Annotated in this window: 19 protein-coding genes and 2 tRNA genes; 14 read left to right on the forward strand and 7 right to left on the reverse strand. The window is 50.9% G+C overall.

Annotation, left to right across the window (positions count from 1 at the left end):
• Nucleotides 1–23: 23 nt before the first annotated feature.
• Nucleotides 24–2621, reverse strand: coding sequence for a transglycosylase domain-containing protein (locus PGS38_RS09080; RefSeq protein WP_117760496.1), 2598 nt, complete (start codon nucleotides 2619–2621; stop codon nucleotides 24–26).
• A gap of 205 nt (nucleotides 2622–2826) precedes the next feature.
• Between PGS38_RS09080 and PGS38_RS09085 the strand changes: the two genes are divergently transcribed.
• Together PGS38_RS09085 and PGS38_RS09090 are read left to right on the forward strand one after the other, a co-directional pair.
• Nucleotides 2827–3522 (forward strand): YigZ family protein, encoded by a 696-nt coding sequence (locus tag PGS38_RS09085; protein WP_117760495.1) that lies wholly within the window; start codon nucleotides 2827–2829, stop codon nucleotides 3520–3522.
• A gap of 13 nt (nucleotides 3523–3535) precedes the next feature.
• Complete coding sequence (locus PGS38_RS09090) at nucleotides 3536–4564, forward strand: S66 family peptidase (RefSeq protein WP_117509660.1); 1029 nt, start codon at nucleotides 3536–3538, stop codon at nucleotides 4562–4564.
• 72 nt (nucleotides 4565–4636) lie between these two features.
• Here the strand turns inward: PGS38_RS09090 and PGS38_RS09095 are convergent, their stop codons facing one another.
• The 5 genes from PGS38_RS09095 to PGS38_RS09115 all read right to left on the reverse strand — a co-directional run bounded on the left by PGS38_RS09095 (nucleotide 4637) and on the right by PGS38_RS09115 (nucleotide 7012).
• The gene (locus tag PGS38_RS09095) at nucleotides 4637–5320 is read right to left on the reverse strand and encodes a Crp/Fnr family transcriptional regulator (RefSeq protein ID WP_117509659.1); all 684 of its coding nucleotides are present in this window, start codon (nucleotides 5318–5320) and stop codon (nucleotides 4637–4639) included.
• A gap of 153 nt (nucleotides 5321–5473) precedes the next feature.
• A complete protein-coding gene (gene trxA, locus PGS38_RS09100) occupies nucleotides 5474–5791 on the reverse strand; it encodes a thioredoxin (RefSeq protein ID WP_117509658.1) in 318 nt (105 codons plus the stop codon).
• Between the two features lie 127 nt (nucleotides 5792–5918).
• The gene (nudC, locus tag PGS38_RS09105) at nucleotides 5919–6767 is read right to left on the reverse strand and encodes an NAD(+) diphosphatase (protein WP_118594608.1); all 849 of its coding nucleotides are present in this window, start codon (nucleotides 6765–6767) and stop codon (nucleotides 5919–5921) included.
• 82 nt (nucleotides 6768–6849) lie between these two features.
• Nucleotides 6850–6921, reverse strand: a tRNA-Gly gene (locus tag PGS38_RS09110).
• Nucleotides 6922–6941: 20 nt separating this feature from the next.
• Nucleotides 6942–7012 (reverse strand) — tRNA-Gly (locus PGS38_RS09115).
• Nucleotides 7013–7263: 251 nt separating this feature from the next.
• On the opposite strand from PGS38_RS09115, the gene PGS38_RS09120 reads away from it, so the two are divergent.
• The 10 genes from PGS38_RS09120 to PGS38_RS09165 all read left to right on the forward strand — a co-directional run bounded on the left by PGS38_RS09120 (nucleotide 7264) and on the right by PGS38_RS09165 (nucleotide 17062).
• Nucleotides 7264–7530, forward strand: coding sequence for a 4Fe-4S dicluster domain-containing protein (locus PGS38_RS09120; protein ID WP_022463134.1), 267 nt, complete (start codon nucleotides 7264–7266; stop codon nucleotides 7528–7530).
• Nucleotides 7531–7702: 172 nt separating this feature from the next.
• On the forward strand, nucleotides 7703–8158 hold the full coding sequence (locus PGS38_RS09125; RefSeq protein WP_022463135.1) for an Lrp/AsnC family transcriptional regulator: 456 nt from the start codon (nucleotides 7703–7705) through the stop codon (nucleotides 8156–8158).
• 111 nt (nucleotides 8159–8269) lie between these two features.
• Nucleotides 8270–9394, forward strand: coding sequence for an alanine racemase (gene alr / locus PGS38_RS09130; protein WP_117509656.1), 1125 nt, complete (start codon nucleotides 8270–8272; stop codon nucleotides 9392–9394).
• A gap of 207 nt (nucleotides 9395–9601) precedes the next feature.
• Nucleotides 9602–10456: an amino acid ABC transporter substrate-binding protein gene (locus tag PGS38_RS09135; protein WP_117509655.1), complete on the forward strand. Its 855-nt coding sequence runs from the start codon at nucleotides 9602–9604 to the stop codon at nucleotides 10454–10456.
• A 6-nt stretch (nucleotides 10457–10462) separates the two neighbouring features.
• Nucleotides 10463–11110, forward strand: a complete 648-nt coding sequence (locus PGS38_RS09140) for an amino acid ABC transporter permease (protein ID WP_022463138.1) — start codon at nucleotides 10463–10465, stop codon at nucleotides 11108–11110.
• A 24-nt stretch (nucleotides 11111–11134) separates the two neighbouring features.
• Entirely contained in the window at nucleotides 11135–11893 is a 759-nt protein-coding gene (locus PGS38_RS09145) for an amino acid ABC transporter ATP-binding protein (RefSeq protein WP_270476176.1), read from the forward strand.
• A gap of 167 nt (nucleotides 11894–12060) precedes the next feature.
• Nucleotides 12061–13497, forward strand: coding sequence for an adenylosuccinate lyase (gene purB / locus PGS38_RS09150; protein WP_022463140.1), 1437 nt, complete (start codon nucleotides 12061–12063; stop codon nucleotides 13495–13497).
• Between the two features lie 141 nt (nucleotides 13498–13638).
• On the forward strand, nucleotides 13639–14919 hold the full coding sequence (locus PGS38_RS09155; RefSeq protein ID WP_118749898.1) for an adenylosuccinate synthase: 1281 nt from the start codon (nucleotides 13639–13641) through the stop codon (nucleotides 14917–14919).
• Between the two features lie 25 nt (nucleotides 14920–14944).
• Nucleotides 14945–15637 carry a hypothetical protein gene (locus tag PGS38_RS09160; protein WP_022463142.1) on the forward strand — a complete coding sequence of 231 codons (693 nt, stop codon included), beginning with the start codon at nucleotides 14945–14947 and terminating at the stop codon, nucleotides 15635–15637.
• 27 nt (nucleotides 15638–15664) lie between these two features.
• Nucleotides 15665–17062 (forward strand): glycine--tRNA ligase, encoded by a 1398-nt coding sequence (locus PGS38_RS09165; RefSeq protein ID WP_022463143.1) that lies wholly within the window; start codon nucleotides 15665–15667, stop codon nucleotides 17060–17062.
• A 76-nt stretch (nucleotides 17063–17138) separates the two neighbouring features.
• Here PGS38_RS09165 and arcC read toward each other — a convergent pair whose 3' ends face one another.
• On the reverse strand, nucleotides 17139–18068 hold the full coding sequence (gene arcC / locus PGS38_RS09170; protein WP_022463144.1) for a carbamate kinase: 930 nt from the start codon (nucleotides 18066–18068) through the stop codon (nucleotides 17139–17141).
• 197 nt (nucleotides 18069–18265) lie between these two features.
• Here arcC and PGS38_RS09175 point away from each other — a divergent pair, with 197 nt between their 5' ends.
• Nucleotides 18266–19741 (forward strand): UDP-N-acetylmuramoyl-L-alanyl-D-glutamate--2,6-diaminopimelate ligase, encoded by a 1476-nt coding sequence (locus tag PGS38_RS09175; protein ID WP_117801949.1) that lies wholly within the window; start codon nucleotides 18266–18268, stop codon nucleotides 19739–19741.
• Nucleotides 19738–21966 (forward strand): replication restart helicase PriA, encoded by a 2229-nt coding sequence (gene priA, locus PGS38_RS09180; protein ID WP_270476178.1) that lies wholly within the window; start codon nucleotides 19738–19740, stop codon nucleotides 21964–21966. The genes PGS38_RS09175 and priA overlap by 4 nt, the downstream gene beginning before the upstream one ends.
• The last annotated feature ends 53 nt before the right edge of the window (nucleotides 21967–22019 follow it).

Consider the following 22019-nt stretch of genomic DNA (forward strand, 5'->3'; position numbering starts at 1 on the left):
TGTGTATAGACTGACTGAAAAAGTTATTCGGAAGAGCCGCTCTCTTCGGACTGCGGCTGTACTTCCGATATCTCCGCCGGGGTATCCGGTTCTGACGGTGCATCAGGGGTCTCCGGTGTGTCAGGAGTCTCCGGTGTGTCAGGAGTCTCCGGTGTATTAGAAGGCGGATCGGCAGGTGTTTCGGGCGGAGCCGGAGTTTCCTGCGGTGCCTCCGTCGGTGTCGGGGTTGCCTGCGGAGTTGATGCTGCAGAAGGGGTTCTGGTCGGCGTCGGTGTTGAGGCCGGCGCGGTGTAGTGGCCCTTGCAACGCTCGGTCGGCAGATCGGATACCGCAAAGTATTCGGTGATGGACGGGCAGCTTGAGCGGGCGAGCAGGCCGGTCTTCGTACAGATCGTTGCCTCCTGTACTGTTGCGGAAGTTTCGAAATCCATATCGGCAAGGCCTTCGTGGATTTCATTCATGACCTTTGCCCAGAGACGTTTGTGGAATTCACGGTCGCTCTCCGGAAACTCCGCGTGTGTATCATACGTTGCCCAGATGGCAGCGGTATAATATGGTGTAAAGCCTGCAAAGACGAGATCCTTGGCCTCATTCGTCGTACCGGTTTTTCCGGCTGCGTGCATATTGTCGAGGCGGGCGGCAACACCGGTACCTTTTTCCAGAACATCCTCCATGACATTGGTGAGGAGGGAGGCAGTGCTTGCCTTGAAGACCTGCGTTGCCTTGTTTTCTGTGTTGTCAATTAAAACATTTCCCTTGCTGTCGGTAACCTTTGTGTAGAACACCGGCTTGCGGTACTGGCCGCCGTCTGCGATTGCCGCGTAGGCTGCCGTCAGTTCGAGATCACTGACACCGTAGGTGATACCGCCGAGAGCCAGCGGCTGGATCACATCGTATTCCTCGGAGAGTTTGGAAAAACCAAGCTTCTTCAGATAATCAAAGCCGACCTTCGGCGTAAGCTCGGTCAGTACCTTGACGGCCGGGATATTGATGGAATTGATGATCGCCTGGCGGACGGTAACATCACCATGGTAAGTAAGATCCGAGTTCTGCAGCGGTGTGCCGTCACTGTAGTTGAACGGCTCATCCTTAATTACCGTAGCGAGTGTAATCTTTCCAAGGTCGAGCGCCGGTCCGTACGCGGAAAGAATCTTGAACGTGGAACCCGGCTGGGAATAATTATCGGTTGCGCGGTTGAAGGTAAGACTTGCTGTTTTTTCGCCGCGTCCGCCGACGATGGCTTTCACGTAACCGGTGCGCTGGTCCATAACGGTCATGCACGCCTGCGGCTGCGGGGTGAAGCTGCTGCGCTCGGCAACAATCGTATCGCCCTCCTGCATGATAGCGGCTTTGTACTGGTCGATATAGCTCTGTGCCTCCTCCTGGGAGTCAAAGAGCAGATCGAAATTCGGATCGCTGTTGCGGAAGTAGAGCTGCAGCATCTCTTTGCTGTAGTTCTGTACCTCGCCGTCTGCCTGCTCTACGGTGAGCGCCCAGTCGAGACCGATCTGCGTGTTCGCCGGGAAGTTCTCCGGATTCTGGAATTCCGTATCGAGAATCGACTGCATGTAGGAATCCTGTGTGGTATAGATTTTGAGGCCGCCGCTGTAGACAACGTTCTTTGCCTGCACTTCGGTGTAGCCTTTCTGTACCATCAGATCGTTGATCAGGTTGGTGATGACTTCATCGATAAAGTAGGAGTACGGCGCGCTCTCCGCCTGGGACTGCGTGTGCATGGCGATGCGGTCGTAAACATTGTCGTTCATGGCAATGGTGTATTCTTCTTCGGTGATGTAGCCCTGCTCTTTCATGTTGTTCAGGATCTTGTCGCGGCGCTGCTGGTTTTTCTCCGGGTGGTTTTTCGGATTATATGCCGTCGGCGCCTTTGGAATTGCGGCAAGAACGGCGCATTCAGAGAGCGTCAGATCTTTTGCATCCTTTCCGAAATACGTCTGCGCTGCCGTCTGGACACCGTAGCAGCCGGAACCTAAGTTGATCGTATTCAGATAATTTTCCAGAATAACGTCTTTGGCGTTTTCACCCTCTGCGGTCAGTGTTTTTTCCAGCTTCAGCGCCAGGTACTGTTCCTGGATCTTCCGCTTGAAGCTCTGCATCCGCGTCTCTTCCATCCAGTCAGTGAAAACATTGTTTTTTAAGAGCTGCTGTGTGATCGTGCTGGCGCCCTCGGTAAAATGAAAGCCGTGGCTGACGCCGACAACGAAAGCACGGATGATACCGCTCGGATCGATGCCGTTGTGCTCATAAAAACGGGCATCCTCAACCGCGACGATCGCGTGCTGCATATCGAGCGGAATCTCCTCAATCGAAATCGAGACACGGTTTCCCTGAGCCCCGGTCAGCTTCTGTACCTGGTTGCCGTCAGCATCGTAGATAAACGACGCGTTGCCGAGCGGCATGATATTTGCCTCCGAGATATCAGGGGCACTGTCAATCACGCCGCGGACAGCGCCGATCACAAGCCCGGCACCGCAGACGAGAACGACAAGAAGAAGACAGAACGCGATGCGCAGCGCCGTCACGCCGGCCGTCTTTTCAATCTTTCCGTAATGGGACCGCAGATCTTCACGTTTGTCTTCCAGATGACTTTTTCCAAAGTGCATATAGAAAATCCTCCTTATGTCATGTTCCTGCAAAACTGATTCAGTTCAGTAATCAATGGTGTTCCTGCCCTGCAAAAAGCAGGGTATACTTATTTTTATTATACCAAACAAAGGGCTGGAATAAAAGTATTTCTGAAAAGAATGCTGATTTTTCAGAAATGATATGGTAAGATAGGTACATATTTGGGTGAAGGAGTAAGGACATATGATCGATCAGTTTCGGACGGTTTACCGGGGTGGAACCGGGGAAATCGTGGAGAAGAAATCACGTTTTATTGCGACGGTGCGTCTGGTGGAATCTGAGGAGGAGGCACTTTCCTGCCTGGAAGCTCTGCGGAAAAAATACTGGGATGCGCGGCATAACTGTTTTGTGTATATTATTGGAGAAAATCAGGAGACGGTGCGCTGCAGCGACGACGGGGAGCCTTCCGGCACGGCAGGGCGGCCGATGCTCGATGTGGTACAGGGAGCAGGCCTCCGCAATGTGCTTGTTGTGGTGACGCGGTATTTCGGCGGTACGCTGCTGGGAACGGGCGGCCTGGTGCGCGCGTACTCGCAGGCGGTGCAGGAGGGGCTGGCAAACAGTGTTCTGATTGACGAGATCTGCGGCGTGCGGCTGTTGATTGAGACGGATTACAACGGCATCGGTAAAATCCAGTATCTGCTCGGCCAGCGGGGGATTCCGATTCTGGAATCCGAGTACACCGATCAGGTGAAAATCCGCGTTCTCGTTCCGAAAACGGAGGTGGACCGTCTCTGCGCGGAGATTACCGAGGGGACGAACGGAAAGGCAAAACTGGAAAAAGAAGAGGAGCTGTACTTTGCGCAGAACGACGGAGAGCTGATCTTCGGGGATGAGCTGACGCAGTATAAGAATCTGGAGGCAGAAGAATTAGGATAAAGGAGGATGCGACATGAGGTTTCCGGAAAATCTGAAAAAGGGCGGAACGATCGGCTTTGTGGCACCATCGTTTGGATGCACAACAGAGCCATACAAGTCCGCGTTTGCAAATGCACAGAAAAAATGGAAAGAGATGGGATATCAGCTGGATCTTGGGCCAAACTGCTATGCAGAGCACGGCATCGGAATCAGCGCGGCACCGGAGGAGTGCGGAAAAGAGCTGACGGAATATTATGTCAGTGAGAAGAATGACTGTCTGATTTCCTGCGGCGGCGGAGAGCTGATGTGCGAGGATCTCGATTACGTGGATTTTGAAAAGATCAGAAAGGCACCGGCGAAATGGTATCTCGGCTATTCTGACAATACGCATTTTACGTATCTTCTGCCGACCATCTGCGATACGGCGGCTGTTTACGGTCCGTGTGCGAGTGATTTCGGCATGGAGCCGTGGCATAAATCCGTAGCGGATGCGTTTGGCGTACTGACGGGAGAAGTGCGTACCGTCCGCGGCTATGAGGGATGGGAAAGAGACGATGCGAAGGGCAGAAGCGAGGAAAATCCGTATCTGCCGTACCAGATTACAGAACCGCGCGTTCTGCGCCGCTTCCCGGATGCGGACAGTGCATTTGAGGGACGGCTCATCGGCGGCTGTCTCGACTGTCTCGTCAATATTCTTGGAACGAAGTACGACGGAACGGTTGATTTTGTGGAAAAATATAAAGAGGACGGTTTTGTCTGGTTTCTGGAAGCGTGCGATCTGAACGTCTTTGCGATCCGCCGCGCAATCTGGCAGATGGAGCACGCCGGCTGGTTCCAATATGTGAAAGGCTTTTTGATTGGCCGCCCGCTGCAGTTCGGACAGAAATTCGGGGAACTCGACCAGTACCGCGCCGTGACGGATCTGCTTGGAAAATACAACGTGCCGATCGTGATGGATCTCGACATCGGACACCTTCATCCGGCGATGCCGCTGATCGTCGGAAGTTATGCGAAGGTGGCCGTGGAAGGAAATGAGATTGAAATTAAGATGGAGTGCCGTTAGAACGCTTTTGAAAAATATTTTCTCGAGCGGCAGGGCAGAGCCTGTGGGAAAATGTCTGCGCGCGTAGAAGAACTATCGGCGCATCCGGCAGATGCCGCGGAGCTTTTTGACATCGAGAATCGTGACCGTGCCGCGGGAGAGTGCGACGATGCCGTCTTTCTCGAACGACTTTAAGGTGCGGGAAACGACCTCTCTGGCACTGCCGAGGTTCCGCGCGATCTGTTCGTGCGTGGTGGAGAGCACCGGGGAACCGGTGCGGATGCGTTCATCCTCGAGATATCCGGCAAGGCGCTGGTCAAGCCGCGTAAAGAGGAGCTGGCCCATCGCCCACATGACTTCGGAAAAATGCTCCGTTGTTTCCCGGTAAATGTAGTTTTCAACGTAAATATTCTGATTCAACAGTCTGCGGAACGTGCTGGCCGGAGTGATGAGAACTTTCGTCTCCTCCTCGGCCTCAATCAGAATATCAAAGCTGATTTCCTGCATCGCACAGGAGGCAGACAGCGTGCAGACTTCGCCGGGACCGGTGGTAAACAGGGTAATTTCCCGCTGCTCGCCGGACTGGATAAAGATGCGGAGCTTGCCGGAGAGGACAAGCAGAACGCCGAGACAGTCATCGTCACAGCTGTAGAGAAAATCGCCGCGCTGATACGTCGTCAGGACGGAAGAGAGCACGAGTGTCTGCTGTTCATCGGCGGTAAGCTTTGAATAAAATGGATAATGCTCCTGAAAACAGGATTCCAGAAAAGATGACATAAATAAAACTCCTTTCGGAAGAAGAACGTTCTTTTGTAAACTACGGCAGCAGCCGTTTCTTCCATGATAGAAAAGAACGGAAAGAAATGCAAGAAAAAACGTATCGGTTTTTGTGCCGATACGTTTTTTCTTGCATTTCCAATATTACGCTGTTTATTTTACAGAGTTAATCAGTTCTTCCAGCTCCTCATAGGAAACGGCGCCGACGTTTTTCTTTACGAGTTCGCCGTTTTTGAAGAAAGCGAGGGTCGGAACGCTCATGACTTTAAAGGATCTTGCCAGCTCCGGTGCTTCGTCAACGTCTACTTTGTAGAACTGGATCTCCGGCATATCCTCAGCTGCCTCTTCGATGACCGGGGCGAGCATTTTGCACGGTCCGCACCAGGTAGCAAAGAAATCAACAACGGCAACGCCAGGTGCTGCCTGCAGAGCTTTTTCAAAGTTTTCGGATGTAACATGAATTAATGACATAATAGAAGTCCTCCTTTTTTAAAACGGGATTTTTTATTTCCCGGTAAGTGTTTTTCTGTTGTGACTGTAGAATACCACAGCAGAACGGGAAGTTCTGTGACTAAGTCACAAAATGATTTCTTATTTTTTATTTCGGTTCTTTTCCCTGGCGGAAGCATTCGATCATTTCACCGGTCAGACTGATGAGGTTCGGCGTCTCCGGAAGAGAATCGCGGTCAAACCATTCGGCAACGGAGAGTTCCTCGCGGTCGAGGGTAATGGACGGATCGCCGTCCACATCGCAGTAAAATCCGGCGAGCAGCGAGCCGCTGAAGGACCACGGCTGACTCTTATAGTATCTCAGATTTTTGACCTTTAATCCGACTTCTTCCATGACTTCACGGTGCACCGTCTGTTCCAGCGTCTCACCGACCTCGGTATAGCCGGCCACGAGGGCGTACTGGCGGTGGCTGCTGTGGGAAGGTGCGTACTTCGTGAGCAGCAGGCGGTCACCATCAGTGATGGCGACAATGACGCTTGGGCAGATCACCGGATAGGAGAGTGCGCCGCAGGACGGGCACTGCATCGCACGTTCATTTCCGGGCGCGTGCATCTTGGTTCCGCAGCGGCCGCAGTAGGTGTGGTCTGTGTACCAGGTGTGGATCTGGTAGCCGGTGATGCCGGCGAATCCGAGCCATCCCGGAACGGCGCGGCGCAGAATCAGTGTGTTTTCATATTTCCAGATATCAAATTCCGAAAGCTGCGGGCGGCGCAGTTCATAGTAATTGGTTTCGTCGATACGGAACAGAAATTTTGCTTTTTCCCGGATTTCCGGGAAAACAGGTGCAATTTCTGCAATCGAAGGATAGCGGATCTGCGGATCTTCAAAATTGCACAGAATTGTGTGATGACCGTAGATGAAAACGAGATCGGTATCGTTCGGTGTGGAAGGGTGGTAATCTACATAATATTTATGCGGAGCGATATCCTGAATCATAAGAACTCCTTTCCTTGGTAAAAAAAGTTTTTGATAAAACAAAAAACCGAAATTCCTGTGAAGAAATTTCGGTAATAAAAAGAGCGCGAGACGGGATTCGAACCCGCGACCCCAACCTTGGCAAGGTTGTACTCCACCCCTGAGCCACTCGCGCATATACATCCTTTTGGATGAAGCGGGTGATGGGAATCGAACCCACGTATCCAGCTTGGAAGGCTGGTGTTCTACCATTGAACTACACCCGCAGATGATGGGCACTGATTTTTTTCTCTGTCTTGTTGACTGCCGTGCCTCACTGACAAAACGTATTCTACAGGAAAGCTGAGAAAAAGTCAACCCCTTTTTTGAAAAAAATTAAAAAATTTTCAAAACACTGAAAAAGGAGAAAATTCAGGGTGAAAGGGGCGTGAAAATGTCCGCAAAGATCAGCCTTGTTCCAGAACGGGAAATGTACTATAATAGAAAAACGGAAAAGCAAAAAAGGGGGAATTTCCCTATGCAGGAAAATGGAACAGAACTTCTGGTTTGCTGCACCGGTTGTCAGAGCTGTATGCCGTGCATGGTAAAAATCAACATCCCGGGTTTGTTTGCGCTTTACAACCGGACAGCGACGGAAGGCGTCGAAGCGGTTCGTGCAGAGTATGAGCGTCAGGACAAACGTGCCGATGACTGCATCAACTGTTATCGCTGTGAAAAGCAGTGCCCGCAGCACCTCGGGATCGGCATTCTGATGCAGGATATTGCAGAAACCTTCGAAGAATAGAAAAACCGGCATCTGTGCAATTTAAAGAAAAATTCTAATCTTTCTATAAAATATTTTGGGAAAAACTGGACTTATCTGAAAAATTTGATATAATAGAAAGGTAGTGACAGGGAAATTTTATGCTAAAATCTGGAAAGAAGAGCCCTGTCAATTCTTATGGGAGGAAAAATACATGGATGCCATTGATTATAAGATTCTGAAGATATTGCAGAAAAATGCCCGCGAGACGGCTTCCAATATCAGCAAAGAGATTCATTTATCGGTTTCTGCAGTCATCGAGAGAATCCGTAAAATGGAAGAAACCGGAGTGATTAAAGAATACACCATTATTGTAGACGAAAAGAAAACGGGAAATGAGATGACCGCGCTGATGGAAGTCAGCCTGGAGCATCCGAAGTTCTTTGACAGTTTTGCAGATGCGATCCAGAAACTGGAGTACATCGTATCCTGCTATTATCAGACCGGAGATTTTGATTTGATTATCCGCATTTCCTGTCACTCATCCGACGAACTCGAAGAAATCCACCGCCAGGTGATGAGCCTTCCGGGCGTCGATGCGACAAGAACGCATGTAGTGCTGAAAAATGTAAAAAATATCTATTCCGCCATCCGCAGACCGGACAAATAAAAACCGGCACAGCCGGAATCTGATACGAGAGCGTGTCTGAAAATAATCCGAAAGAGTTTTCAGGCACGTTTTGGCGTCTCAGAAAAAGTACGGAAAGAAAGAAGGAAAAAAGTGAACAGATACTTACGCTGTTATGCAGAGATTTCACTCGAAGCGATCGGGCATAACATCAGAGAAGTGAAAAAAAGACTACCGGAGGGCGTGAAACTCCTTGGCGTTGTAAAAGCGAACGCCTACGGCCACGGTGCCGTTCCGGTAGCATCCTATCTGGAAAACCAGGTTGATTATTTTGCAACCGCAACCATCGAGGAGGCTGTCGAGCTCAGAGAAAACGGCATTTCCGCGCCGATCCTGATTCTCGGCTACGTGTCCCCGTCCCAGTACGGCGACCTTGTGGAATACGACATCACTCAGACGATCGACAGCTACGCACAGGCACTTGCCCTCGAAAAAGAGGCAGCACGCCAGAACCGGAAAGCAAAAGCACACCTCGCGGTCGATACCGGCATGACGCGGATCGGCTTCCAGGTGACAGAGCACGATGCGGATGAGGCGGCAAAAATCGCGGATCTTCCGCACATCGAGCTGGAAGGTATGTTTACGCATTTCTCCTGCGCCGATCAGGAAGACAAGACGTACTGTTCGATGCAGATGGAAAAATATGATAAGATGACGGCACTTTTAGCAGAGCGCGGCGTGACGATTCCGCTTCGCCATATCTGCAACTCCGCCGGAATCATGGAATTTGATGATCACCGCTTTGAGATGGTACGTTCCGGTATCATCACCTACGGCATTTACCCATCCGAGAAGGTAAAAAAAGAGCGTCTCGATCTGATCCCGGCGCTTTCCTGGAAGAGCCATGTCATCCATGTGAAGGAAGTCGGCCCGGGCATCGGCGTCAGCTACGGTGCCACGTATGTGACCGAGAAACCGATGACACGGATCGCAACTGTTTCAGCCGGCTATGCAGACGGCTATCCGAGAGCTCTCTCGAACCAGGGCTGTGTGCTGATCCACGGGAAAAAAGCACCGATCATCGGAAGAATCTGTATGGATCAGATGATGGTGGACGTGACCGACATCCCGGATGTGCAGGTGGAGGACGTTGTAACGCTTGTCGGAACCGACGGGGATGAGACCATCACGATCGAAGAGATCGCCAACCCGGCGGCACGTTTCGATTACGAGATGCTCTGCGATATCAGCAGCCGTGTAACAAGGGTTTATAAATAGTTATCCAAAATAGAAAAATCAAAGTCTCCGAAGACGGAAAAAAGCAGAATCTGCTGACCGTTTCGGAGACTTTTTTTGTGTTGGAACAGGTTTTCTGGATTATTTAACCGGTGCGGGTTGACAGGCGGTGCCGGAGTATGGTAGGATACCAATTAGTTTAGCGTAGTACAGTGATAACATGATCACGTAGAAAAGGAGAAGATTATTATGAAAAAGAAAATGGTTAGCATTTTGACAGCAGCCTTTTGTGTATCTGCCCTGCTGGCTGGCTGCGGCTTTGCAGACACAGCAAAAACATCTGCCTCATCAGCAGGAGCAGCATCCTCTTCCGCAGACGGAACGACAACCTTTACCGTGGGCTTCGATGCAGAATACCCGCCGTACGGCTACATGGACGATGAGACCGGCGATTACACCGGATTTGACCTGGAGCTCGCCGAGGCAGTCTGCGAGATTTACGGCTGGAAGCTGGTAAAAACCCCGATCAACTGGGATGCGAAAGATACCGAGCTGAATTCTGGTGCGATTGACTGCATCTGGAACGGCTTTACCATGAACGGCAGAGAGGACGATTACACCTGGTCCGATCCGTACGTGGACAACAGCCAGGTGATGGTCGTATCTGAGAATTCCGGCATCAACAGCCTGTCCGATCTGGCAGGAAAGACGGTTGGTGTGCAGGCAGCATCCGCAGCACTCGATCTTTTACAGAGTGAGGAAGAAGGCGGTCAGAAAGAACTCGCCGATACTTTCGCCGCTCTGCAGCAGTTCCCGGATTATAACAATGCGTTTGTAGAGCTTCAGGCAGGTTCCATCGATGCGGTTGCCATGGATATCGGCGTTGCCAAATATCAGCTGGAAAGCCGCGGAGAAGGATACAAAATCCTCGACGAGCACCTGAACTCTGAGAAATATGCGATCGGATTCAAAAAAGGAAATACCGAGCTCTGCGATAAAGTAAACGAAGGCCTGCAGCAGGTTCTGGCCGACGGAACATTCGACAAACTCGCAGAAAAATACGGAATCGCAGACATGGTGTGTCTGGAGAAAAAAGGAGAGTAAAGCAGCATGAAGTTGTCCATGATTCTATCACAGCTTAGTACCGGAATGGCGGGAACGATCTCGATATTTGTCCTGACGCTCGTATTTTCCCTGCCGCTCGGTCTGCTGATCGCCTTCGGGCGTATGTCGAAAAACCGGATTGTGAGCGGAATTTTCCGGCTCTATATCTCCCTGATGCGCGGCACGCCTCTGATGCTGCAGCTCATGGTGGTTTACTTCGGACCGTTCTATCTGTTCGGTATGAACATCGGAAAATGGCGCTTTCCGGCGATTATCACCGGATTTGCCTTAAACTACGGCGCCTATTTTGCAGAAATCTACCGCTCCGGCATCGTTTCGATGGATCGTGGACAGTACGAGGCAGCAAAGCTTCTTGGTTATTCGAAGGGACAGACGTTTGTCCGCATTATTCTGCCGCAGGTTGTGAAACGGATTCTGCCGGCGATCACCAATGAGGTGATTACGCTGGTCAAGGATACGTCGCTGGCCTTTTCCATTTCCTATGTGGAAATGTTCACGATCGCAAAACAGATCGCGGCGGCCAAGACCACGATGGTTCCGTTCGTCGCCGCCGGTATTTTCTACTACATCTTCAATTTTGTCGTGGCGTGGGTGATGGAACTTTTGGAAAAGAAATTTTCTTATTATCATTAACTATAGAAGAGAGCGGAAAACGATATGATTTATCTGGAAATGAACCATGTAAGAAAGAGCTTTGGGGATCTCGAAGTGTTAAAAGATATTTCCCTCAAAGTAGAAGAGGGCGAGGTGCTCTCGATCATCGGCCCGTCGGGATCGGGAAAATCGACACTGCTGCGGTGCGCGGCAATGCTTGAAACGATGGACGGCGGTGATCTGGCGTACCTTGGCAAGCAGGCAGTTACAATGGAAAACGGAAAATCCGTCTATGCGAAGCCTGCCGTACTACGGAAAATACAGGAGAATTTTGGAATGGTATTCCAGAGTTTCCATCTGTTTCCTCATTATAATGTTATGAAAAATCTCTGCGATGCGCCGATCCATGTACAGAAGCGGAACCGCGCGGAGGTGGAAGCACAGGCGGAAGAGCTGCTTGGAAAAATGGGTCTGACCGGAAAGGAAAAGGCGTATCCGTGTCAGCTTTCCGGCGGCCAGTGTCAGAGAGTTGCGATTGCGCGCGCGCTGATGCTGAAACCGAAGGTGCTCTTTTTCGATGAGCCGACATCGGCACTCGATCCGGAGCTGACAGGCGAAGTTTTAAAGGTCATCAAATCTCTTGCGGAGATGAACATGACGATGGTGATCGTTACCCACGAGATGAATTTTGCCCGGGAAATTTCCGACCGCGTCATCTTTATGGACCAGGGTGTGATCGCCGTGGAGGGAACACCGGACGAAGTTTTCGATTCCGAAAATGCCAGAATGCAGGGCTTTTTGGGAAAATTTCGTGAGAAGTAACGACGTTGCACTTGCCTAAAAAAACAACATGCGTTATACTAGAGCGTGGTTGAAACGTATTTCAAACACGCTCTTTATACGTCCCATTCTGTTTTTGGGAATGAAAAAGAGCGGGGATAAAAGAGAAACCGAATACACATTTTGACAAGAAAAGGAGAATCGTGTCTATGAGCGGAACTGACAGATATGTAAGCCCTCTTTCCGAACGTTATGCAAGCAAGGAGATGCAGTACATCTTCTCCCCGGATATGAAATTCCGTACCTGGAGAAAGTTATGGATTGCACTGGCTGAGACAGAAAAAGAACTGGGACTTTCTATTACTGATGAGCAGATCGAAGAACTGAAAGCAAATGCCGAGAACATCAACTACGATGTGGCAAAAGAAAGAGAGAAAGTCTGCCGTCATGACGTAATGTCCCATGTGTATGCCTACGGCGTACAGTGTCCGAAAGCAAAAGGAATCATCCATCTGGGAGCAACCAGCTGCTACGTAGGCGACAATACCGATATCATTGTCATGAACGAAGCCTTAAAGCTGGTGAAGAAAAAACTGGTGAACGTTATCGCTGAGCTGGCAAAATTTGCGGATACCTACAAAGACCAGCCGACCCTTGCATTCACCCACTTCCAGCCGGCACAGCCGACCACCGTCGGAAAACGTGCAACCCTGTGGATGCAGGAGTTCTTAATGGACCTTGAAGATCTCGAGTACGTACAGAGCACCTTAAAGCTGCTCGGCTCCAAAGGAACAACAGGCACACAGGCAAGCTTTTTAGAGCTGTTCGACGGAGATCAGGAGACCATCGACAAGATTGATCCGATGATCGCTGAGAAAATGGGCTTCAAGAACTGCTATCCTGTTTCCGGACAGACGTATTCCAGAAAAGTCGATACGAGAGTATTAAACGTTCTGGCAGGCATTGCGGCAAGCGCAACAAAATTCTCCAACGACATCCGTCTTCTGCAGCACTTAAAAGAAGTTGAGGAGCCGTTCGAGAAAGGACAGATCGGATCTTCCGCCATGGCATACAAGAGAAATCCGATGAGAAGCGAGCGTATCGCATCCCTGTCCCGTTATGTGATCACCGATGCATTAAATCCGGCCATCACCTCTTCTGTACAGTGGTTTGAGAGAACCCTCGATGACTCTGCAAACAAGAGACTTTCCATTCCGGAAGGCTTCCTTGCCATCGACGGTATCCTGGATCTGTGCATGAACGTCGTAGACGGACTTGTGGTTTATCCAAAGGTTATCTTAAAACACATGATGGCAGAGCTTCCGTTTATGGCAACTGAGAATATCATGATGGATGCGGTAAAAGCAGGCGGCGACCGTCAGGAGCTGCATGAGAGAATCCGCGAGCTGTCCATGATCGCCGGAAAACATGTCAAAGAGGAAGGCCGCGACAACGATCTTCTGGATCTGATCGCAGCGGATGAGATGTTCCATCTGACCAAAGAAGAGCTGGAAAAGACGATGGATCCGTCCAAATACACAGGCCGCGCATCCGTACAGGTTGACGCATTCCTGAAGAACGTAGTTAATCCGGTGCTTGAGGCAAACAAAGAGGCACTTGGCATGACTGCGGAAATCAACGTCTGATGCGTTTGATAAACAGAAATAATAAAAAAACAAATTTTATAAGTAATAATAAGTTTTACTTATGAAGAAAACATGGTATACTATGCATGAACGGCCGAAACAAAGAGGCCGCAAGTATACGTTGAATTAGGAGGATGTCACATGATTAAGGCAGTAGTAGGAGCAAACTGGGGAGACGAGGGAAAAGGTAAGATTACCGATATGCTCGCAAAAGAGGCAGACATTATTGTCCGTTTCCAGGGTGGTGCGAATGCAGGCCATACCATTGTAAACAACTATGGAAAGTTTGCACTTCATACCCTTCCATCCGGCGTATTTTACAGCCACACAACAAGCGTAATCGGAAACGGTGTTGCACTCAATATTCCGGTTCTGATCAAAGAGTTAAATGAGATCGTTTCGAAGGGAGTGCCGGCACCGAAGATCAAAATTTCCGACCGTGCACAGATGGTAATGCCGTACCACATCCTGTTCGATCAGTATGAGGAAGAGCGTCTGGGCGGAAAATCCTTTGGTTCCACCAAATCCGGTATCGCTCCGTTCTACTCAGATAAATATGCAAAAATCGGTTTCCAGGTAAACGAGTTGTTCGACGATGAGCACCTGAAAGAGAAACTGAAATCCGTATGCGAAACCAAGAACATTCTGCTCGAGCATCTGTATCACAAACCGCAGTTAAATCCGGATGAGATCTATGCAGAGCTGATGGAATACAAAAAAATGGTTGAGCCATACGTATGCGATACTTCCGCATTCCTGTGGAACGCGATTCAGGAAGGCAAGGAGATCCTGCTTGAGGGTCAGCTTGGTTCCTTAAAAGACCCGGATCACGGAATTTACCCGATGGTAACTTCTTCTTCCACACTGGCCGGCTACGGCGCAGTAGGAGCAGGTGTTCCGCCATATGAAATCAAGAAAATCGTAACCGTATGCAAAGCTTACTCCAGCGCAGTAGGAGCAGGTGCTTTCGTTTCCGAGATCTTCGGCGATGAGGCAGATGAGCTCAGAAGACGCGGCGGAGACGGCGGAGAGTTCGGTGCAACCACAGGCCGCCCGAGACGTATGGGATGGTTCGACTGTGTTGCTTCCCGTTACGGCTGCAGAATGCAGGGTACCACCGATGTAGCATTTACCGTACTTGACGTTCTCGGATATCTGGACGAGATTCCGGTTTGCGTAGCATACGAAGTAGACGGAAAAGAAATCCACGATTTCCCGAACACCAGCATTCTTGAGAAAGCAAAACCGGTTCTGAAAACCCTTCCGGGATGGAAATGCGATATCCGCGGCATCAAGAAATACGAGGAGCTGCCGGAGAACTGCAGAAACTACATCGAGTTTGTAGAGAAAGAAATCGGATTCCCGATCACCATGATCTCCAACGGGCCGGGAAGAGACGATATCATTTACCGCAACAAATAATTCAGGCGGTTTTTAGAGGATTTTTATGAAAAAAGCAGGACAGCTTCTCGCAGTTCTGACAGCGGCTTCCGTGCTGCTGTCGGGCTGTGAGAAGTTAAAAGATGTGACAACGACATCTGTCTATGTGAGCAAAAATGGTGTTGTGACAGAAGCCATTGTGGAAGATTACAGCAAAGACGATGATTACACGGAAGACGAACTGAAGGTCTTTGTGGAGGATGACATCAAAAAATTCACAGAGGAGCGCGGCGATGCGGATTCCGTGAAGCTGGAAAAATGCCAGATCAAAGAGGACAAGGTGGAGATCCGGATGGAATACGGAGATTACCAGTCCTACGCGGATTATCACGGAGCAGAATTTTTCGCAGGCACGCTGGATGAGGCAGAAGAAGCGGGATATGATTTTTCCGCTTCCTTTGTCGATTCTAAAGGCAATGAGGTTTCAGTCGAAGATGCGGTCAAAGGCGTTAAGCATGTACGCGTGATTGTCTGCGAGGAGCCGCTGGAAATCGTAACGGAAGATCCGGTGCTCTGCGTTTCCGGTACAGCCGTGATCAAAGGAAAAAACACGGTGGATACGGCCGGCGAGTGGACCACAAAGTCCACAGAGAGTGCTTCTGCGTCATCATCAGAGCAGACTAAGACAGAAGAAACAGAGCAGGAATATGAGCAGGACGTTCTTCTTGCCAGTCCTGTTATTGTTGTTTATGGTAAGTAAACAAATAAAATAGAGGAGTAACTAACTATGGAAAAGACAATGGACAAAATTGTGGCAGTAGCAAAATCCAGAGGTTTTGTATATCCGGGTTCCGAAATCTACGGCGGCCTGGCAAATACCTGGGATTACGGCCCGCTCGGTGTTGAGCTGAAAAACAACGTGAAAAAAGCATGGTGGCAGAAATTCGTGATGGAGAGCCCGCACAACGTAGGTGTTGACTGCGCGATCCTGATGAACCCGCAGACATGGGTAGCTTCCGGTCATCTCGGCGGATTTTCCGATCCTCTGATGGACTGTAAAGAGTGCCACGAGCGTTTCCGTGCAGACAAGCTGATCGAAGACTTCTGCGAGGAAAAAGGCATTGAAATCGAAGGCGGCAGTGTAGACGCATGGTCCCAGGAAGAGATGAAGAACTTCATCGAGGAGCATCAGATTCCGTGTCCGTCCTGCGGAAAACATAACTTTACCGATATCCGTCAGTTCAACCTGATGTTCAAAACCTTCCAGGGTGTTACAGAGGATGCGAAGAACACCGTATATCTTCGTCCTGAGACTGCACAGGGTATCTTCGTAAACTTCAAAAACGTACAGCGTACTTCCAGAAAGAAAATTCCGTTCGGAATCGGCCAGATCGGTAAATCTTTCCGTAACGAGATTACACCGGGTAACTTCACCTTCCGTACCCGTGAGTTCGAGCAGATGGAGCTGGAGTTCTTCTGCGAGCCTGGCACCGATCTTGACTGGTTCCAGTACTGGAGAGGCTTCTGCATCAACTGGCTGAAGAGCCTCGGCATGAAAGACGAAGAGATGCGTGCAAGAGACCATTCTCCGGAAGCGCTGTGCTTCTACAGCAAGGGAACAACCGATATCGAGTTCCTGTTCCCGTTCGGATGGGGCGAGCTGTGGGGAATCGCAGACCGTACCGATTACGACCTGACCCAGCATCAGAATGTATCCGGACAGGATATGACCTATTTCGATCCAGAGAAGAACGAGAAATACATCCCGTATGTTATCGAGCCGTCTCTTGGTGCTGACCGTGTCGTTCTGGCATTCCTGTGCAGCGCTTATGACGAGGAAGTTCTCGACGCAGAGAAGAATGATGTTCGTACCGTGATGCATTTCCATCCGGCACTGGCACCGGTAAAAATCGGTGTGCTTCCGCTTTCCAAGAAGCTGAACGAGGGCGCTGAGAAAGTCTTTGCAGAGCTGTCCAAGAAATACAACTGCGAGTTTGATGACCGTGGAAATATCGGAAAACGGTATCGCCGTCAGGATGAGATCGGTACTCCGTACTGCATCACCTACGACTTCGATTCCGAGACCGATGGTGCTGTTACCGTCCGTGACCGTGACACCATGGAGCAGGAGAGAATTAAAATTGAGGATCTCGATGCTTACTTTGCAGATAAATTTACTTTCTAATCTGGCTTTTTAGTCCGGAAAAAGAGTAGAAAAAAAGGATTCCCACTCGCGGGAATCCTTTTTTGTATACTTTGTATTACTCGATAATCGTACCTGTTTTTCCCTGGAATCCGGCGAGTGCAGAATCAATGGAAGTGATGACTGCGGTACGGCCGATGCCTTTCTCGAGGAAAGAAACAGCTGCTTCCATCTTCGGCAGCATGGAGTTTTCTCCGAACTGGCCTTCTGCGATGTATTTCTTCGCGTCAGCAACGGTGATGTGCTCCAGCGGTTTTTCGTCCGGGGTACCGTAGTTGATGGAAACGTTTTCCACGCTGGTCAGGATCATCAGCATGTCTGCGTTCAGCATTTCTGCCATCAGGCCGCTGGTGAGGTCTTTTTCGATGACTGCGGATGCACCCTTTAACTCTTCATTCTGCGGGAGAACCGGGATTCCGCCGCCGCCTGCTGCGATGACAACCTGTCCGGCATCGAGAAGAAGACGGATGGAGTCGATCTCTACGATATCCTGCGGCTTCGGAGCAGCAACGATTCGGCGGTAGCCGTCCTCGGTTTTCGTTACGTAGTTTCCTTTTTCTTCCTCTGCGTCAGCCTCCTCTTTGGTAAGCGTACGGCCGATCAGTTTGACCGGATTGTTGAAGGCATCGTCGTACGGATCTACTTCAACCTGTGTAAGAATCGTGGATGTGGTTTTGAAGATTCCTCTGCGGAGAAGCTCAGCACGGATGGCGTTCTGCAGGTCGTAGCCGATGTAGCCTTCGCTCATAGCGGAGCAGACAGACATCGGGGCTGCGCTGTAGTCGGTGTGCATTTTGCCGAATTCATTCATCGCCATGTGGATCATGCCGACCTGCGGCGCATTGCTGTGGGTGATGACAACATCAGCACCGGCAGCAACGAGATCTGCGATTACTTTTGCGGAACGTTTTACGGCTGCTTTCTGTTCCGGCAGCGTCGTTCCAAGAGCTTTGTGTCCTAGTGCAACAACTATTTTTTTTCTTTTCATTGGAAGATACCTCTCTTTGCAGTTCATAGATTTTGATACGAAAAAACCAGGCATCAATATAGAACTATTATAAAGTTTATGGGGGCAAAAATCAAGAAGAAACCGACATTGCGCACATTGAAATGTTTTTCGGACTATGGTATTCTATAAAAGTATCTGAGTCGTAGGGATTTGAAACGTGAAAGGGAGGTCCCGGCATGAAAAACATGCGCACGTTACAAAAACGGATCGCATATCAGCTCCAGCAGGGCAGTCTGGATGCGGAAGTTACAGGAATCACATGCGACAGCAGAAAAGTACAGCCGCAGAACGTGTTTGTCTGCATCCGCGGAAACAGGATGGACGGGCACGTATATGCAGAAGAAGCAGTCGAGAGGGGCGCTGCTGTCCTGGTTGCGGAGCGGGAACTGGAAGGGATTCCGGAAAAGGTAACCGTACTCGTAGTAAAGGACAGCAGAGAAGCACTCGCACAGCTTTCCTGTGCCTGGGAGGACGATCCGGCGCAGCACCTTGTGACAATCGGAGTGACCGGCACGAAGGGAAAGACGACGACTGCATATATGATTTACGAAATCCTGCGAAAAGCAGGGATCCACGCAGGACTCATCGGAACGATCGAGACGAGGATCGGGGAAAAAAGCATTCCGTCAGAAAATACAACGCCGGAGCCGGTTGTGCTGCAGAAGCTGTTTTCTGAAATGATGCGGGAGGGCTGCACCCATGTTGTGATGGAGGTTTCCTCGCAGGCGGAAAAACAGCACCGGTGTGATGGAATTACGTTTGATTACGGTGTGTTCACCAACATTGGAAACGACCACATCGGCGCCGGGGAGCATGCATCGTTTGCAGAATATCTGTCCTGCAAAAAGAAGCTGCTTCGCACCTGCAGAACCGGAATTGTAAACCGGGATGACAAAAGGTTTCCGGAGATCATAAGGCAGAGCACCTGCCGTCTGGTGACATTCGGATGCAGGGAAAAAGCTGATTTTATGGCAGCAGATGCAGCACTCGATCAGGCGCCCGGCGTGCTCGGTGTCTCATACCGGGTGCAGGGCGCAGCGGATTTTCCGGTACGGGTAGATCTGCCGGGTCTGTTTTCCGTTTCCAACTCGCTTGCCGCCATTGCGGTCTGCGCGCAGATGGGAATCCCGGAAAAGGCGATGCAGGAGGCACTTTCCGCAGTCCGCGTCCGTGGGCGGTGTGAGGCAGTTCCGGTGTATCCGGAAATGACGCTTCTCATTGACTACGCACACAATGCGATGAGCCTCGAAAGCCTGTTAAAGACACTGCGGAAGTACCATCCGAAGCGCCTGATCTGTCTCTTCGGCTGCGGCGGAAACCGCGCGCGGGACCGGAGATTCCAGATGGGAGAGGTGTCGGGGCGTCTGGCGGATCTGACCGTCATCACCTCGGACAATCCGCGGGATGAGGAACCACAGGCGATTCTGGACGATATCCGGACGGGAATCGGGAAGACAGAAGGCGCTTTCGTTGAGATTGCAGACCGTAAGGAGGCGATCCGGTATGTGATCGAAAACCGGCAGCCGGGCGATCTCGTGGTGCTCGCGGGAAAAGGCCACGAAACGTATCAGATCCGGAAGGGGAAACGGTACGAGATGGATGAGCGCGTGCTGATCCGGGAAATACTGGAAGAAAGTAAGGGGAATGTATGAGCGGCGTTTACGCTGATGTAATCGTAGACATCACAAATGAAAAACTGGACCGGACCTTTCAGTACAAGGTTCCGCCGGAACTGACAGGGGAGATCGGTCCGGGAACGGCGGTACAGATTCCGTTTGGAAATGGAAACCGCACGATCACCGGCTATGTGCTTTCCGTCGGAAACGAGCCGAAATATCCGCAGGACCGGATGAAGGCCATCCTCGCGGTACAAAAGGATGCGGCGACCGTAGAGACGAAGCTCATCGCGCTCGCCGCGTGGATGCGTCATACGTACGGATCGACGATGATCCAGGCGTTAAAGACGGTGCTTCCGGTCAAAGTAAAGGCGCGCGGGAAAGAAACCCGCGAAATTGCGCTTCTTGCAGATCCTGCGAGATGTGAGGAGCTGCTGGAAAACTACAGAAAGAAAAATTATAAAGCGAGAATCCGTCTCTTAAACGCGCTGCTGGCCCAGCCGGTTCTTCCAGGGCCGGTTGTGAGCAAGAAACTGAAAATCACGGCAGATACGCTGCACGTGATGGAAGAGCAGGGCGTGTTGGAAATCCGCCGTACGAGCACCTGGAGAAATCCGGTATCTGATGCGGCAGGAAGAACAACTGCGGGAAAACCAAACGAACAGCAGCAGGCCGTGGTGGACGGCATTCGAAAGGAATGGGAAGGACAGAACCGCCCCTGCCTGATCCGCGGTGTGACGGGAAGCGGCAAAACGCTCGTCTATATGGAGCTGATGGAGCGAGTGCTGAAGGAAGGAAAACAGGTGATCGTGCTGATCCCGGAGATTGCGCTGACGTATCAGAACGTGGAGCGGTTCTGCGCACGGTTTGGAACAAGGGTCACGGTGGTCAACTCGCGGATGACACCGTCCGAGCGCGCCGACCAGATGGAGCGCGCGCGGCGCGGGGAGGTCAGTATTATGATCGGTCCGCGTTCCGCACTCTTTGCACCGTTTCCGGATCTGGGGCTGATCGTAATCGATGAGGAGCATGAAACCTCCTATAAAAGTGAAGTGACGCCGCGCTACCATGCAAGGGAGACCGCTGTGCGCCGTGCCGGGCTGGAGCATGCCCATGTGGTGATGGGTTCGGCAACGCCGTCGGTGGATGCTTCTTACGCCTGCGAGACGGGAGCGTACGCGCTGTTCCGGATGGATGCGCGGTACGGAAATGCAGCACTTCCGTCCGTATGGATCGCGGATATGCGGGAAGAATTACAGATGGGAAACCGTTCGATTCTGTCCGGAAAACTGCGGGAAGAGATCGAAAAACGGCTTGAAAAAAAGGAACAGGTTGTACTGTTTCTGAACCGCAGAGGCTATGCGGGCTTCGTCTCATGCCGTGCATGCGGCCATGTGATGAAATGCCCGCACTGCGATGTATCACTGACAGCACACAATAACGGAAAGCTCGTCTGCCATTACTGCGGTTATGAAACACCGCAGGTACATGCGTGCCCGTCGTGCGGTTCCCCGTACATCGGCGGCTTCCGTGCCGGCACACAGCAGATCGAGCAGAACGTGAAAAAGCTGTTTCCAAAGGCACGCGTTCTTAGGATGGATGGCGACACGACAAAAACGAAAAACAGTTATGAAGAAATCCTGTCCTCATTTGCGGCGGGGGAGGCCGATATCCTGATTGGAACCCAGATGATCGTAAAAGGCCACGATTTCCCGAATGTCACGCTGGTGGGAGCGCTGGCGGCGGATCTCTCCCTGAATGCAGTCGATTACCGTGCCGGGGAGCGTACGTTTCAGCTGCTGACGCAGGCAGTCGGCCGCGCCGGAAGAGGCGAAAAGCCGGGAATGGCAGTCATTCAGACGTACCATCCCGAACATTACAGCATTCAGACGGCGGCAGAGCAGGATTACGGGACATTTTACGAGAAAGAAATGGACTACCGCCGTCTGATGGGATATCCCCCGGCGGCGGAGCTTCTGGCGATCCACGGAGCCGGGGAGGATGAAGCGCATCTGGCGCAGGCGATGGAATACATTCGCAGATATCTCATCCGCATCCGGGGAAACTGCGAAGTCCAGATCATCGGCCCGGCAAGTGAGGCAGTGTCGAAAATCAATGACCTGTACCGCATGGCCGTGTATGTACGCGCGCCGCAGGAAGAGGTGCTGGCAGAGCTGCGGGAAAAACTGGAGCGGTATATCGAGATTAACAAAGGCTTCCGTACCGTTTATTTACAGTTTGACTTCAGCAGAAAGTATTAGTTTTTTCATACTATTTACACATAGATTATTTATAATAGAAGAGCAAAAGAAAG

Source organism: Fusicatenibacter saccharivorans (assembly GCF_027667425.1).
GTDB classification, from domain to species: Bacteria; Bacillota; Clostridia; order Lachnospirales; family Lachnospiraceae; genus Fusicatenibacter; species Fusicatenibacter saccharivorans.